General features: G+C 55.6%; 9 protein-coding genes. 8 read left to right on the top strand and 1 reads right to left on the bottom strand.

Annotated features, from left to right (window positions below; all coding sequences use genetic code 11):
• The first annotated feature begins 1,847 nt into the window (after positions 1 to 1,847).
• The 7 genes from B0G52_RS28495 to B0G52_RS28465 all read left to right on the top strand — a co-directional run bounded on the left by B0G52_RS28495 (position 1,848) and on the right by B0G52_RS28465 (position 11,300).
• Complete coding sequence (locus B0G52_RS28495) at positions 1,848 to 2,618, top strand: class I SAM-dependent methyltransferase (protein ID WP_094049686.1); 771 nt, start codon at positions 1,848 to 1,850, stop codon at positions 2,616 to 2,618.
• A gap of 169 nt (positions 2,619 to 2,787) precedes the next feature.
• Positions 2,788 to 3,741, top strand: a complete 954-nt coding sequence (locus B0G52_RS28490; RefSeq protein WP_094049684.1) for an ABC transporter permease — start codon at positions 2,788 to 2,790, stop codon at positions 3,739 to 3,741.
• A 34-nt stretch (positions 3,742 to 3,775) separates the two neighbouring features.
• The gene (locus tag B0G52_RS28485; RefSeq protein ID WP_094049682.1) at positions 3,776 to 4,672 is read left to right on the top strand and encodes a carbohydrate ABC transporter permease; all 897 of its coding nucleotides are present in this window, start codon (positions 3,776 to 3,778) and stop codon (positions 4,670 to 4,672) included.
• A gap of 83 nt (positions 4,673 to 4,755) precedes the next feature.
• Complete coding sequence (locus B0G52_RS28480) at positions 4,756 to 6,471, top strand: extracellular solute-binding protein (protein WP_094049680.1); 1,716 nt, start codon at positions 4,756 to 4,758, stop codon at positions 6,469 to 6,471.
• Positions 6,472 to 6,553: 82 nt separating this feature from the next.
• Positions 6,554 to 8,122 (top strand): response regulator, encoded by a 1,569-nt coding sequence (locus B0G52_RS28475; protein ID WP_094049678.1) that lies wholly within the window; start codon positions 6,554 to 6,556, stop codon positions 8,120 to 8,122.
• Between the two features lie 25 nt (positions 8,123 to 8,147).
• Positions 8,148 to 9,890, top strand: coding sequence for a cache domain-containing sensor histidine kinase (locus B0G52_RS28470; protein ID WP_233163157.1), 1,743 nt, complete (start codon positions 8,148 to 8,150; stop codon positions 9,888 to 9,890).
• A 63-nt stretch (positions 9,891 to 9,953) separates the two neighbouring features.
• Positions 9,954 to 11,300 carry an MATE family efflux transporter gene (locus B0G52_RS28465; RefSeq protein ID WP_198960749.1) on the top strand — a complete coding sequence of 449 codons (1,347 nt, stop codon included), beginning with the start codon at positions 9,954 to 9,956 and terminating at the stop codon, positions 11,298 to 11,300.
• Between the two features lie 359 nt (positions 11,301 to 11,659).
• On the opposite strand, the gene B0G52_RS28460 is transcribed toward B0G52_RS28465, so the two are convergent.
• A complete protein-coding gene (locus B0G52_RS28460; protein WP_094049676.1) occupies positions 11,660 to 12,538 on the bottom strand; it encodes an SDR family oxidoreductase in 879 nt (292 codons plus the stop codon).
• 169 nt (positions 12,539 to 12,707) lie between these two features.
• Between B0G52_RS28460 and B0G52_RS28455 the strand changes: the two genes are divergently transcribed.
• Positions 12,708 to 14,813: a methyl-accepting chemotaxis protein gene (locus tag B0G52_RS28455; RefSeq protein WP_158223913.1), complete on the top strand. Its 2,106-nt coding sequence runs from the start codon at positions 12,708 to 12,710 to the stop codon at positions 14,811 to 14,813.
• Positions 14,814 to 15,061 lie beyond the last annotated feature (248 nt).

Here is a 15,061-nt window from a genome sequence, read left to right as displayed (position 1 = left end):
GCTGGATTACATCCGGGTTAAAAAAGATATACTGCCCCAGTTTGTTTTTTTGCTCTTGGGTCAATTGTTGGGAATTGAGATCTTCAATCAATGAACGGATCAGAACATCGACCGAAATTTCAGTGTCCTTAGCGTTGTTGAAAAAAATCTTATGAATCGCACCTTCAACGGCTTTTCTTGATACATATTGCATTATCATCACCATTTCTTATTGGTGAATGTCCTACCGCACGGCTCCATTCTAATTTAAAACGATTAATTAAATTGTATCATCCTCCCCCAAGTACACGCAGACATTTAGTTCATGCAAGTGCGCTAAATTATGAAGGACACCATGCTCCTTCATACGATAAAATTCAATTTATTTTGACTGATACGCCTGAATCTGGAGTTAAGATAAAGAATATAACAATCCATAAAAATGTATCTGAAGAGGAAAGTCTTAGGCAATGCAGGAAAAGCGAATAAGGTTTGTGGTCGCAGTTCTCACTCCGATACTGCGGCTTCTTTACCATGTCCGTAAAAACCGTTTTCGACAGTTTTTCTTAGCCCGACTCAGTCGGGTTAGAGCGAGCGAACGGAGGTTGGAGGAACTGCAGCCCGCCTGAGTCGGGTTAGAGCGAGCGAACGGAGGTTGAAGGAACTGTAGCCCGCCTGAGTCGGGTTAGAGCGAACGAACGGAGGTTGAAGGAACTGTAGCCCGACTCAGTCGGGTTAGAGCGAGCAAACGGAGGTTGGAGGAGCTGCAGCCCGACTGAGCCGGGTTAGAGCGAGTGAACAGAGGTTGGAGGAGCTGCAGCCCGACTGAGTCGGGTTAGAGCAGGCGCACGGAGGTTGGAGGAGCTGCAGCCCGCCTGAGTCGGGTTAGAGCGGTCAAACGGAGGTTGGAGGAGCTTGTAGCCCGACTGAGTCGGGTTAGAGCCGGCAAATGGAGGTTGGAGGAACTGTAGCCCGCCTGAGTCGGGTTAGAGCGAGCAAACGGAGGTTGGAGGAGCTGTAGCCCGACTGAGTCGGGTTAGAGCGAGCAAACGGAGGTTGGAGGAGCTTGTAGCCCGACTGAGTCGGGTTAGAGCCGGCAAATGGAGGTTGGAGGAACTGCAGCCCGACTGAGTCTGGTTAGAGCAAGCGCACGGAGCTTGGAGGAGCTGCAGCCCGACTGAGTCGGGTTATAGAGCAGGCGCACGGAGGTTGGAGGAGTTGCAGCCCGACTGAGTCGGGTTAGAGCGAGCGAATGGAGCTTGGAGGAGCTGCAGCCCGACTGAGTCGGGTTAGAGCGAGCAAACGGAGCTTGGAGGAGTTGTAGCCCGCCTGAGTCGGGTTAGAGCGAGCGAACGGAGGTTGGAGGAACTGCAGCCCGCCTGAGTCGGGTTAGAGCGAGCGAACGGAGGTTCGAGGAGCTGCAGCCCGACTGAGTCGGGTTAGAGCGAGCGAATGGAGGTTGGAGGAGTTGTAGCCCGCCTGAGTCGGGTTAGAGCGAGCGAATGGAGGTTGGAGGAACTGTAGCCCGTCTGAGTCGGGTTAGAGCCGGCAAACGGAGGTTGGAGGAATTGTAGCCCGCCTGAGCCGGGTTAGAGCGAGCGAACGGAGGTTGGAGGAGCTGCAGCCCGCCTGAGTCGGGTTAGAGTGAGCGAACGGAGGTTGGAGGAACTGTAGCCCGCCTGAGTCGGGTTAGAGCCGGCAAACGGAGCTTGGAGGAGCTGCAGCCCGCCTGAGTCGGGTTAGAGCGAGCGAACGAACGGAGGTTATATATAGTTAAAAACTATAAATATTATAATATTTATATATTTCAACAATAAAAAGAAAGGTGCTATAACTTGAGTATCGACCTTGATAAGGAGTGGAGCGGTATGGTGAATACGCAGAAGATCCATTGGCAGGCGGACGGATACGATGAAACGATGAGCTTCGTGTCCCGGTACGGCGAAGATTTGATCGATTGGTTGAACCCGGCGGAGGGGGAGACGATTGTCGATTACGGATGCGGGACGGGAGATCTGGCTGCCGCGATTGCGAAGAGAGGGGCGGACGTATACGGCCTTGATATTTCCCCGGAAATGGTGGAAAGGGCGCGCATGAAATATCCGGATATTCGGTTCCGGTGCGTGGACGGGATGGACTGGCGAGCGGATTTCGAATACGGCGCCGTCTTCAGCAACGCGGCGCTGCATTGGATGAAGGACCCCGAGGCGGCGATTCGCAGCTTCCTGTCTGGACTTCGGACCGGAGGGAGGTTCGTCGCGGAATTCGGAGGCGCGGGGAACGTGCAGGCGATCGTGTCTGCGACCAGGCAGACATTGCAAGAGGAGGGGGCGGAGGATCGGTTCGTGATGCCTTGGTATTTTCCGTCGATCGGAGAGTATGCTTCGTTGTTGGAGAAGCATGGAATGGAGGTGCGGACGGCGATTCTGCTGGACCGGCCGACTCTGTTGGAGAAAGGCGAGGCTGGCATGAGAGATTGGATTGAAATGTTCGGTACGGCGATGTTCCCGGACGCCACGCCAGCAGAGGCCGAGCGTTGGAGTGGGAAGGCGGCGGATAAATTAACGGACACGCTCTACGACGGCAACCGATGGACGGCAGATTACCGAAGATTGCGCATCACAGCGATTAAAAGATAACCTATTTCAATAGAAACCCCGCTCATCGCGCATTGGTGCGACCGAGCGGGTTTTTTGCATTTTCCGCCGACAAGTCATGTGAAAAGTATCAATTATAGTTGGTTAGGCAAATATTTTTGGAACTTGCGTTCCCTTAAGATTAGATTATGAACGACAGGGGGCGAAAGCGATGACGCAGCTAACGATTCAGACGAAGAAAAACAGTTCCGCGGGAGCCGGGATAGTTATCAGAATAATCAGGCAGTGGCAAATGCAGTTGATGGTTTTGCCGGCTCTCGCGCTCATCTTCGTGTTCAACTATTTGCCCATGTACGGTGTGCTGACCGCCTTTAAGGACTACAACCTGATCAAAGGATTTAATGCCAGCCCCTGGGTCGGATTCAAGCATTTCGAGGCGTTCTTCGAAAGCCCGGACTTCCTGAAGGTTATGCGCAACACGCTGGTCATCAGCGGTCTGAAGTTTTTTATCGGCTTTCCCGCGCCGATCGTGCTGGCCCTGATGCTGAACGAGGTCAGACATCGTTTTTTCAAGAGATTCGTCCAGTCCGTCAGCTATTTGCCCTACTTTATTTCCTGGGTTATCGTAGCGGGCTTTATCTCCTCGATGCTGTCGATCGACAACGGCAGCGTGAACATCCTCCTTCAGAAATTGAAGCTGATAGACGAGCCTCTGAGCTTCCTGTCCATGCCGCAGTATTTCTGGACGATTCTCATTACGGCGAATATTTGGAAGGACATCGGATTTAACTCCATCGTGTTCCTGGCGGCGATCGCCGGTATCGATCAGACAATGTATGAAGCAGCCGAGGTGGACGGGGCAAGCAAGTTCAAGCAGATGTTCCTGATCACGCTTCCTTCGATCATGCCGGTCGTCATCATCTTCATGATTCTTGCGATCGGCAATCTGTTGAACGCCGGATTCGAAGACATTCTCCTGTTGGCCAAAAATCCGATCCTCTGGAACGTATCGGACGTTCTCGACACGTACGTATTCCGAATCGGCATCGAGAATTTGCGCTATTCCTTCGCGACGGCGATCGGATTGTTCAGGGCGGTCATCAGCGTTGCCTTGCTTGTGTTCGCCAACCTGATCGCTCGAAGGTACGGCAGCAGCTTATGGTAATCCGACGATTTCGAGGAAAGGGGAGAGACAACGTATGAGAAGATTAGGGGCCGGCGACCGAACGATGGTCGTTACGATATACGCCATGTTGTTGTTGCTCGCTTTCACCACGTTTTATCCGTTCTGGAACGCGCTTGTCATCTCGTTTAACGAAGGGAAGGATACGGCCCTTGGCGGCGTGACCTTCTGGCCGAGGGCGTGGACGTGGGACAACTACGAGACAGTGTTCAAGGACGACAGGCTGCTTCAGGCGTTCTTCGTCTCCGTTCTGCGCACGATCGTCGGAACGTTCATGTCCATTCTGGCGACGGCCGTCTTTGCTTACGGGATGACGAAAAAAGAGCTGATCGGGCGCAAGTATTACATGATTATGTGCATCGTCACGATCTATTTCGGCGGCGGTCTGATTCCGACCTATCTGCTCATTCGCGGGCTGGGGCTGATGGATTCGTTCTGGGTGTTCATTATCCCTTCCCTGATCAGCGTCTGGAATATGATCATTTTCCGCACCTTCTTTAACGGCTTGCCGGAAGGGCTGCAGGAGTCGGCCAAGATTGACGGCTGCGGGGATTGGGGAACGTTCTTCCGCATCGTGCTTCCGCTGTCGGGACCGGTCATCGCCACGCTTAGTCTGTTCACGGCGGTCGCTCACTGGAACGACTGGTTCGTGCCAAGCATCTACATCAACAAGGAGTACCTGATTCCGATTCAGACGCTGCTCAGGCAAATTCTGAATTCCAATATCGCCACGGAGAACCTGTCGCAGATCGATGCGGCCGCAGCGGCGGCTCTGGGCAGATTCCGAACGATCACTTCCCGCTCGCTGTCCATGGCCATCATGATGGTCGCGACCTTGCCGATCGTCTGCGTGTATCCGTTCGTCCAGCGTTATTTCGTCAAGGGCGTGCTCATTGGCTCGCTGAAGGAATAGGCGAAGCAGATCCGGGTTTAGAGCATTTATGCTTTGACCATAGAACCCTAAATATGGAAAGGGGCAATCAAACAATGACAGGTATGAGCAAGAAAAAAGCCATGCTTACGACGGCCGCGGCGCTGCTCACGCTGACGACGGTTCTGGCCGGCTGCGGCGGAGGCAATTCCGGCAACTCGTCTTCGCCCAGCAGCACGTCCTCGTCCAGCAGCGCTTCCGGCAGTACGGAAACTCCAAGCAATGGAGAAGCACCCGCAACGCCAGTCTCAGACATTTTCGAACTGGGCAGCGAGCCGCTGAATCTGAAGTTTTATGCGCACTACGATTGGTTTTCCATGGCGCCGTGGGGGCAGGACATTTCTTCGAAATGGATCAAGGACAACAAGAAGGTCAACATCGAATATATTCCTTCCGGCAACAACGCGCAGCAGAAGCTGAACACGATGCTGGCGGGCAAGGATCTTCCGGATCTGATCTGGTTCAACCGCGGCGCGGCGGAATTCGAGATGATGCGGAAGAACGATATGCTGGCCCCGATCGACGACTACATCGACAAGTATCCGAACATGAAGAAGTGGGTGCCGGAGGAGCTCCGCAACATGCTGCGCTCCGAGGACGGCAAGCTCTACCAGTTCCCGAACTGGTACACGAACAAGCCGGTCGGCAACGCCGGCTGGATCATCAATAAAAAAATCTACAAAGAGCTGGGCTCCCCCAAGCTGGAGACGACGGAGGATCTGTACAGCTACGCGAAGCTGGTCAAGGAGAAGTACCCGGGCGTCACTCCGATCGAATCCGATCTCGCGATCGACGGCCAATTGCTCGACGTTCTGTATTCCGCCTTCGAAGAGAACGCGCTGAACAGATGGGTCGGTGACCGCGCCCGTCCGAAGGACGGCGTCATGACCTCGATCTTCAACGATCCGACCTACCGCGAATCGATGAAGTTCGCAGCCCAGCTGTACCGCGAGAAATTGATGACGCAGGACGCGTTCTCGCAGACGCGCGATCAAGTGAAGGAGAAGATTCTGAACGGCGAGGTCGCCGTCTACGCCAGCATCAACGCCACCGAGTTCGCGAGAGAAGGTCAAGCGTTGCTCTCCGCGCAAGATCCGGAAGCCGGCTACGAGATGATCTGGCCGATCGCCAAACCGGGGCTCGACCGCAACAAAATCTTCCCAGGCACTTATACGTATCTCGGCTGGAACATCATTACGATTACGAAAAGCACCCCGGATCCGGAAAAGGCGTTCGCGTTCCTCGACTGGTTCACGGGTCCCGAAGCGCAGTCGGTGCTGATGTGGGGGCCTCCGGGAGAATTCTGGGACGAATTCAAGGACGTCGACGGCGTGCCGACCCCGGTATTCAACGAAAACTACGTGAAGAAGCAAAAAGAGCTCGTAGATCTTCAAGCAATTACGACATGGTATACGTGGAACGGCAATGCGGTCTTCACGGACAAAACGAAGGGCGATTACGAGTCCACGCTGCCGGAGCAAGACCGCAACTGGGAGACTTCGCAGCAGTATAACATCGCCTGGCGGACGCAAGGCGAAGCGACCGAGTTCGTCAATCTCGAGCCTGCGAAGGACAGCGACGAAGGCATCAAGCAAACGGCGGTCGAGGACATCTGGGACAAATCCCGCGCCGAAGCGCTCATGAACACGAAGTCCGACGCGGACGTCGACCGGATTCTCGACAAGGCGCACGAGGATGCGATGAAGGTCGGGTACCAGGACGTGCTCGATTTCAAAACGAAAAAATGGCACGAAAACCGCAAAGCGATGGGAAGAGAATAGAGACGATCGCTTATGCGGTGAGATAGGCAAGAGGGTATACATACGTATACCCTCTTTACCTCACTTTCGGGGAGTGGTGCGAATGTACAAAGTTTTGCTGGCGGACGACGAAATTTTGGACTTGGAAGGCATGAGAACGTTCATTCCGTGGCACGATCTCGGGTTGGAAGTCGTTGGCGCGGTGAACAGCGGCTTCGAGGCGTGCGCAGTGATCGAGAGAGAGAAGATCGACATTCTCGTCACCGACGTCAGAATGCCGAATATGTCGGGCATCGAGCTGGCCCGGCGGGCGCTCGACAAGCAGGAAGAGCTGCGCGTCATCTTCGTCAGCGGACATAAGGATTTCAACTACGTCAAGCAAGCGATGTCGCTTAACGCCCATGGATACGTTCTGAAGCCGATGGACGATCGGGAGCTGATTCACTCTCTGACCAAGATCCGTCTGGATTTGGAGAGGAGCCGCAGGCGCAAGGAGGAAGAGGAAGCGTTCCGCAAAATCGTGCCGATCGCCAAAAACGAATACATGCTCGGTCTGCTCGAAACCCCGACGGACCGGGAGGAGCTGAACGTGCTGGACGAGGCGTATCGTCTGGGCAGCTTGACCTGGCCGGTTCGGGTGGCCGTGCTGGAAATCGACGATTACTACTGGAAGCTGAATCCCTACAGCGAGCAGGAGAAGCAGCGCCTGCTCTGCGGGTTCTACGATCTGCTGGCGGAGCTGCTGCACTCCCGCGAAGTCGAGCATATCTGCAAGCTGTCGAAGCAGAGAACGGCGATTCTGCTCGGTTCGAGGCTGCCGCCGGAGAGCTTGGCGGAGCTTACCGAGCGGGTAAAAGCGGAGTATCCTTTTACGATCACGATCGGTCTGGGCGACGAGGTCCTCCGCTTGAAGGAACTGTCCCAATCTTATGACCAAGCGCTGACGGCGCTCGAACACAAGATGTTTCGGGGCAAGGGCAAGATTCTGCCCTACGACGCCGAAGCGGGGACTGAGAACGACCAGGCGAAGACGATCGATCTGCAATTGGATTCCTTGCTGAAGGCGGTCGCTCAATACGATCTGGTGCGGATGGACGACGAGTTGTCGGCGATCTTCCAGCTCATCTCGCAGATGGGAACGAAAGTGACCGTTCGCAACCTGACGATGTATCTGGTCATGAAGCTGAACGACAGTCTTCGCTCCATGCAGGAAAACTTCTTCGCGCTGATGGGGATGGAACTGAAAAATCTGGATATTCTCATTCACTTCGAGACGATCGACGACATTCACGACTGGCTGAGGCGCCTGCTGTTCGAGTTGTCGGAAAAGCTGCAAAGCCGAAAGCGCTCGAAGAACGGCAAGCTGATTCAAGATATCATCCAGCACATTCGCAGTCGTCTGCACGAGAACATTACGCTGCGGGACGTGGCCTGTTCCTTCTCCTTCTCCCCGAATTATCTCGGCGTATTGTTCAAGGACGAGACGGGGATGAATTTCAGCGATTTCGTCATCGACCTGCGGATGGAGCAGTCGCAGCAGCTGCTGCGGAATACGAATCTGAAAATCTACGAGATCGCCGATCGCGCAGGCTACCGGTATTTGCCCTACTTCAGCCGGCAGTTCAAGGAAACGACGGGGCTGACCCCGCTGGAATACCGCAGGAAACGTTAAGTCGGAGCTCTGGAGGGCGGCGCGCATGAACCGTAAATCCCGCAATTATTTGCCACTAGGCTACAAGCTGATGTTATCCTACTCGGCCTTTATCGTTCTGCCGATCGCGCTGCTCGGTTACATTGCCAATTCGGTGTTCGTCGGCTCCTTCCGAGAGCATGCGCGAAGCGCCATTCAAGGAACGCTGCAGCAAATCGTGGACAACATCGAGGATCGGACCGAAGATTTCCGTCGGGTGACCGATATGCTTTATTTCGACGACGTGATGGCCGACCATCTTCGCCAATATGATGCGGGCTGGGTGAATTACGCGGCGATGAGGGACTATATGCGTCCCAAGTTCAGAACCGCGCTCGATACGCTGGACCGCCGCATGTGGCTGAGCTTCTATTTTCACAACCTGACGTTCGAAGAAATCTACAGCATCTACTATACCGATCCGCTGGAGACGAATATCAGGCCCGTCGATTGGTACCACATTACGCGAATTTACGATCGGAATTGGTACAAATTTTACCCGCCCGAAGAATACGGCGTCACGATGCAGTGGAAGCGCGTCGAGGATGATGAAGATTATGGAAGAATATCGCTGCTGAGAAGGATCGTCGATATTAGCCAGATTCAGTCCAAGGAGATCGGCTTTCTCCGGCTCAGCGTCTATATGAAGGATCTGTTCGAGAGCGTTGACTATGAGAAGGTCGGAGAAGGCACGGGGCTGTTCGTTACCGATGAGACCGGGCGCGTCGTCAGAGCTTCGGGACAATCATCTCCGCCGATCGGCCAGACGTGGACGCAAGCGGAAGACGACGAGCACATCGTCATCCAGCAGGCTTTGCCCATCGAGGATTGGAAGCTGACGGCGCTCATTCCGAAAGACTTGACCGATCGCGATACGAACAAGCTCAGAAAGCTGACGCTGCTCATCTGCCTGGCCTGCTTCGCTGTGTTTTCCGTCGTCGGGTATTTCATCTCCAGATTTTTCTCCCGGCGGGTAGGGAAAATCGTATCCGTGCTCGATTCGTTCCAGGGCGGGGAGTTTCACAAGCGCATCCAGTTCAGGGGCAATGACGAGTTCACGCGCATCTCGGCCGCTCTTAACGAGATGGGGCTAAATATCGGCAATCTGATCCGGGAAGTGTACATAACGAACTTGAAGAAAAAGGAAGCGGAGCTGGAGTCGCTGCAAGCGCAGATCAATCCGCATTTCTTATATAACACGCTGTCTTCGATCAGCAGGCTGGCCAAGTTCGGGCAAGTCGACAAGCTGCACCAGATGGTGCTCGACCTGGCCAAGTTTTATCGGCTGTCGCTGAACGACGGCAAGAACGTCATTACGGTGTTCAAGGAGATCGAGCAGGCGAAGGCGTACATCGACATTCAGAAGACGAAATACGCGGACCGAATGCACGTTCATTACGACATCGATCCGGCTGTTTTTCCGTACGAGACGCTGAAGCTGATTTTACAGCCGTTTATTGAGAATGTGCTGCAGCACGGCTGGTGCGGGGATCGAATTCATATTCGTATTACGGGAACGGTGGAAAACGGAACGATCGTCTTCCAAGTCATCGATGACGGGATCGGGTTCAGGCGAGAGACGCTTAGGCAAATTTTCGAGCCGGCCGGCGACGATACGCCTGCCGGGTACGGTATCCGCAACGTCGATCAGAGAATCAAGCTGCATTACGGGCAGGAATTCGGCGTTACAATCGCCAGCAGGCCGGGCGTCGGCGCAACGGTGCGAATTGTTATTCCGGCTATTGACTAGAATCGCGTTCTCCGGCAAAATGGTGAGATTGAATTTATCTTACTCGGGGAAGGTACAGACTTCATGAAACTGCTTAAAAGCTGGTACGGCATTCTCGTGCTGGCGCTTCCGTCATTATTCGCCTTTGCCACGCAGACGTTGACAGGCACGGTTAACCTGATTCTCGTAGGCGATCTCGGTTACGTGGTCATTGCCGTAGTCGGCGTGTCCAACATTATTATGTACAACGTGTTTGCCATTTTTTCCGGTATCGGACACTCGATCAATTATCTTGTCGCGCAGAATTTCGGAGCGGGAGAGATGCGCAAGGGCATGCAGCGCATGTACCTGGCCTTGGTCGTCAGCCTAGGGGTAGCGATGCTTATCGCCCTTGCCGGCTGGCTGGCCAGCGGGGCGGTGCTGAGGATGACCGGCGGTTCGGCCGAGCTGGTCGCCACCGGGGGAGAATATTTGGAGCTGCGCTTCTACGCGATGGCGTTCGGCATTATCAGCTTCGTTTTTCATGGTTTCTTCCGGGGCGTGGGCGACACGCGCACTTCGATGATCGTGTCCATCGTGGCGAACGTGCTGATGGTCGGCTTGACTTACGGTTTGACGTACGGACATTGGGGCTTGCCGAACATGGGCATTATCGGGGCGGGCTACGCGCTCCTGATCGGCGAAGCGGTGCAACTGGCCGTCTGTCTGATTGTATTCTGGGGACCGATGCATAAGCGGTATCAGACGAGGAAGCTGCAAAATCCGGACTGGAAAGAGCTTAAGCTGATCTCTCAAGAGAGCGGCAAGCTGGGGCTGCAGGAATTTTCCATGAGCGTGTCGATGTACATCTTCACGATGTTCGTCCTGACGCTCGGGGATTTGGCGGCGGCCGCCAACGAGGTGGCGCTCAGCGTCATGTCGTTCGGCTTCATGCCCGCCTTCGCGTTCGGCTCGACGGCGACGATTCTCGTCGGCCAGGGCATCGGTCAGGGCCGGCCGGACAAGGCGAAGAAGGCCGGGACGAATACGGCCGTGCTCGGCGCGATCTTCCTGATTCTGCTCGGCACGGTCGAGCTGATCTGGGCCGTTCCGATCGCGAAGATGTACAGCAGCGATCCGGGCGTGTACGAGCTGGCCGCGCATCTGATTCAAGTGTCGGCTTATCTGCAAATTTTCGACGGCTTCTATAATTTCTACGCAGGCGGCTTGAGAGGTATCGGGGATACGACGTTCCTGATGAGAGCCTCGTTCGTCCTGAGCCTCTTCATGTTCGTACCGCTGACTTATCTGTTCGTCATCGTGTTCGAGTGGGGAAGCATGGGTGCATGGCTGGCGCTCTATTCGTTCCTTGTTGCGCTCGGCTTGGCGGTCATGATCCGATATTATCGAACGGACTTTACTTCCGTGAAGCTTAAGGAAGCGCACGGCTAAAAGTGCCAAGGGGATTGCCCCATTAAGTAAACCAAGACGTACCGAACGATTATCGATGGATGCATAGTAATGGGCATCTATCTCCTTCCGATGCGAGATACCCCACAAAGTGACGTTAAGCTTCGAAGCTTATTCCGATTACTTTGCGGGGGCCCCAAAAGCGCGATCCTGAAATTTTGAACTGATAAACCCGCGACAGGGTCATTTCAGGACCGTATGAGGCAGTCTCCAGGAGATAGATGCCCTTCTTTTCTCATCGATAATCTTGTACGTCCTTGCTTATGGGACAGTCCCTTCGCCAAACCTTCGTCCACATGCTCGAACACGGCGCACGTAAGAATTCCGCAAGATGCCTGCCGTTATCCGTTCACGACTTCGCCGCCGTTGACGTGCAGCACCTGACCGGCTACGTAGGAGGAATCCTCGCTGGCCAGGTAGACATACGCGGGAGCCAGCTCGTCCGGCTGCCCGGCGCGCTTCATCGGCGTATCGGAGCCGAATTGCGACACTTTCTGGGCGTCGAACGTCGACGGGATGAGCGGCGTCCAGATCGGGCCGGGCGCGACGGCGTTCACGCGAATACCTTGGCCGATGACGTTCTGCGAGAGCGCGCGCGTGAAGGAGACGATCGCTCCCTTGGTGGCGGAGTAGTCGAGCAGAGTCGGACTGCCGCGGTAGGCGGTGATCGAAGCGGTATTGATGATCGAAGAGCCGGACGACAGATGCGGCATTGCCGCCTGCGTCAGATAGAACATGGCGAATACGTTCGTCCGGAACGTTCGCTCCAACTGCTCCGGCGTAATCTGCTCGATCTTGTCCTGCGGGTGCTGCTCGGCGGCGTTATTGACGAGAATGTCCAGGCGGCCGAGCTCACGAGCGGTCTGTTCGACCGCTTGCTTGCAGAACGCCGCATTGCCGATATCCCCCTTGATCAGGAGACAGCGACGTCCTTCGGCCTCCACCTGGCGCTTCGTTTCCTCGGCGTCGACATCCTCATTCAAGTACAGAACGGCGACATCGGCGCCTTCCTTGGCGTAGACGATCGACACCGCCCTTCCGATGCCGCTGTCTCCCCCGGTAACCAGAGCGACTTTGCCCGTCAGCTTGCCTGCCGGCTTATAGACGGGAGATTCGGCTTCCGGCAAGGGATTCATATTCTGCTCGATCCCCGGCTGATTGTTTTGATGCTGTGGGGGAAAAGAAGTCGGACGCTGGGGCGTTTCGGTCGTTGGGGTCATGCGATCACTCCTTTTCGCTGGATTTACGTTTAGATTAAACCTTTTTTCCCATCTTTACGCATGAGACGGAATTTTCTATTTTCTTGCTTACATTTCCAGTGAACTGGATATTCAGAAAATGTCAAGTTGTGTCGATAAATGTCGTAATACTGCGCGGGAGTGTGGGAGAATGGGAAAAAAGAAAATCGGATTGTCGTTGACGACGAAGTTTATTGCTTGCCTTGCTTTATCCCTGATCGTTGTGTTCGTGTTCATGGTGCAGCTGAACTTGAACAATCTGAAAGGGATGAGCCTCAGCAGGGGAGAGGCGGAGGCTGAGCTTGCCGGGCAGCAATTCGGCAGCGAATTCGAGAAGAAGCTGGTCGGCTACAAACAGGAACTCGACATGCTGGGCCGAGTGCTGCTGCAGTCGAAGACGAGCGGCACGCTGTCCCGCGAGATGGTGCTTGAATTGCTCCGCCATACGCTTGAAGCTTATCCGGAGCTGCTCGGCACGTACACGCTGTGGGAGCCGGACGCGTTCGACGGCAAAGACGCGCAGTTCGCCGGAACGGCCATGCATGACGAAACGGGACGTTTCGTCCCCTACGTGGTGCGGAGCGGGGACAAAATCATTGTAGAGGCGCTCAGGGGGTACGAGACGGAGGGGGACGGCGATTACTATCTCCTCCCGAAGAAAACGCATAAGCCGGTGCTGCTCGAACCTTACGCTTACGACATTGACGGTCAGTCCGTGCAATTGACTTCGCTGATCGTGCCGGTGCTCGACGGCCAGGGGAATTTTCAGGGGATTGTCGGCGTCGACTTTACGCTGGAGACGCTGCAGAAGGTTGCGTCGGAATATACGCCGATGGACGGTTACGTGACGATGGTGTCGGTGAACGGAAATTATACCGTGCATCCGGTCCAGCGGGAGCTCGTGTCCCAGCCTTACGGCGACAGCGAGGAGAAGAAGGCGTTGTTCGCCAAGCTGGCGTCCGAAGGCTCAGGCGAAGCTTATACGAAAGAAACGTCCGGCGGAGAAGCGCTCCGCATGCTCTACCCGATCCGTCTGGGCGCCGACGTCATGATGTACTCCGAGGCTGTCGTCGCTAAAGACAAGATTCTGGAATCTTACAACAAGGCTCGAACGACCGTTCAGATCGTCAGCGTGGTCGGCATTCTCGTGCTTGGCGTCATTCTCGCCGTGCTGACCCGATTCATGATTATCCGTCACGTGCGGTCTCTCGCCGTCAGCGTCAATCGGATGGCCAGCGGAGATCTGACCCAGCAAGTTCCTGTGCGCAGCAGGGACGAGTTCGGGCAGTTGGCCGGCGACTTCAATCGCATGACCTCGGAGTTGCGCGGCATGTTCCATCTGGTGGCGGATCTGTCGATGTCGGTCGGCGCGACGTCCCAGCAGCTGACGGCGAGCGCGGAGCAGACGAGTCTCGCGTCGGAGACGATCGCCAAGTCGATCGAGCAAGTCGCCGCGGGTGCAGAGACGCAGAATCGGCATACTCGCGAGACAGCCGGATCAATGAACGAGATGGCGGCGGGCATTCGGAGAATTACCGATTCCTCGGAGACGGTCTCCGCCTCCGCCCAGGAAGTTCAGGCCCAGACCGAGCTGGGCAACGAGCGGATCGGCCAGGCGGGCGAACAAATGTCCCGCGTGAGAAACACGGTGTCCGAAGCCGAGCAACTGATGGGGCAGTTAAGCGAGCGCTCCAAGGAAATCGGCGGCATCGTCGGTCTGATCTCCGACATCAGCAATCAGACGAACCTGCTCGCGCTGAACGCCGCGATCGAAGCGGCCCGGGCGGGCGAGCACGGACGGGGCTTCGTCGTTGTCGCCGCGGAAGTTCGCAAGCTGGCGGATCAGACGCTGCGGGCGGCGGAGCAGATCTCTGGCCTGATCGGCTCCGTTCAGGAGGAGACGGTGCGGGCTGCGGATCGGATGAAGCAGGGAGCGTCCGAGATCGAGCTCGGCGAACGCTTCGTGCTGGAGTGCGCGGACACGTTCCGGGCCGTGGCGGAGGAGATGCAGCGGGTGAACGGGCAGATTCAAGAGGTGTCCGCGATCTCGGAGCAGATGAACGCCGGGTCGGAGCAGGTCGGAGCTTCCATCAGGGAACTGACGAGACTCGCCGGGGAAGCTGCGGACAGCTCGCAAAATGTCGCGTCGGCTTCGGAGGAGCAGCTGGCCTCGATGGAGGAGATCGCTTCGTCCTCGGCGGCGCTCAGCAGCATGGTGCAGGAGCTTCTGGAGAAGCTGTCGCGGTTCAAAATTTAATCAATCAGGAGCGAGCGTTCCCTCATAAACAGGGGGGCGCTTTTTTTTGATAGTGTCTTTTCCGCTCTTTTGCCGGTATCCCGTCCGCTCAGCTTTCCTGCACCATATTCTCGAATAGGTACGTAGTGCCTTTCCGTTCCTTTTACCGGTATCCCGTCCGCTCAGCTTTCCTGCACCATATTCTCGAATAGGTACGTAGTGCCTTTCCGTTCCTTTTACCGGTATCCCGTCCGCTCAGCTTTCCTGCA

It is taken from the genome of Cohnella sp. SGD-V74 (genome assembly GCF_003001675.1).
Taxonomy (GTDB): Bacteria; Bacillota; Bacilli; order Paenibacillales; family Paenibacillaceae; genus Cohnella.
This window is presented reverse-complemented; position numbering and strand designations above follow the sequence as displayed.

Bases quoted from the DNA above. Each gene is read 5' to 3' on its own strand.
- B0G52_RS28460 (WP_094049676.1), bottom strand. From the start codon at position 12,538: ATGACCCCAACGACCGAAACGCCCCAGCGTCCGACTTCTTTTCCCCCA.
- B0G52_RS28475 (WP_094049678.1), top strand. From the start codon at position 6,554: ATGTACAAAGTTTTGCTGGCGGACGACGAAATTTTGGACTTGGAAGGC.
- B0G52_RS28470 (WP_233163157.1), top strand. From the start codon at position 8,148: ATGAACCGTAAATCCCGCAATTATTTGCCACTAGGCTACAAGCTGATG.
- B0G52_RS28465 (WP_198960749.1), top strand. From the start codon at position 9,954: ATGAAACTGCTTAAAAGCTGGTACGGCATTCTCGTGCTGGCGCTTCCG.
- B0G52_RS28485 (WP_094049682.1), top strand. From the start codon at position 3,776: ATGAGAAGATTAGGGGCCGGCGACCGAACGATGGTCGTTACGATATAC.
- B0G52_RS28455 (WP_158223913.1), top strand. From the start codon at position 12,708: ATGGGAAAAAAGAAAATCGGATTGTCGTTGACGACGAAGTTTATTGCT.
- B0G52_RS28490 (WP_094049684.1), top strand. From the start codon at position 2,788: ATGACGCAGCTAACGATTCAGACGAAGAAAAACAGTTCCGCGGGAGCC.
- B0G52_RS28495 (WP_094049686.1), top strand. From the start codon at position 1,848: ATGGTGAATACGCAGAAGATCCATTGGCAGGCGGACGGATACGATGAA.
- B0G52_RS28480 (WP_094049680.1), top strand. From the start codon at position 4,756: ATGAGCAAGAAAAAAGCCATGCTTACGACGGCCGCGGCGCTGCTCACG.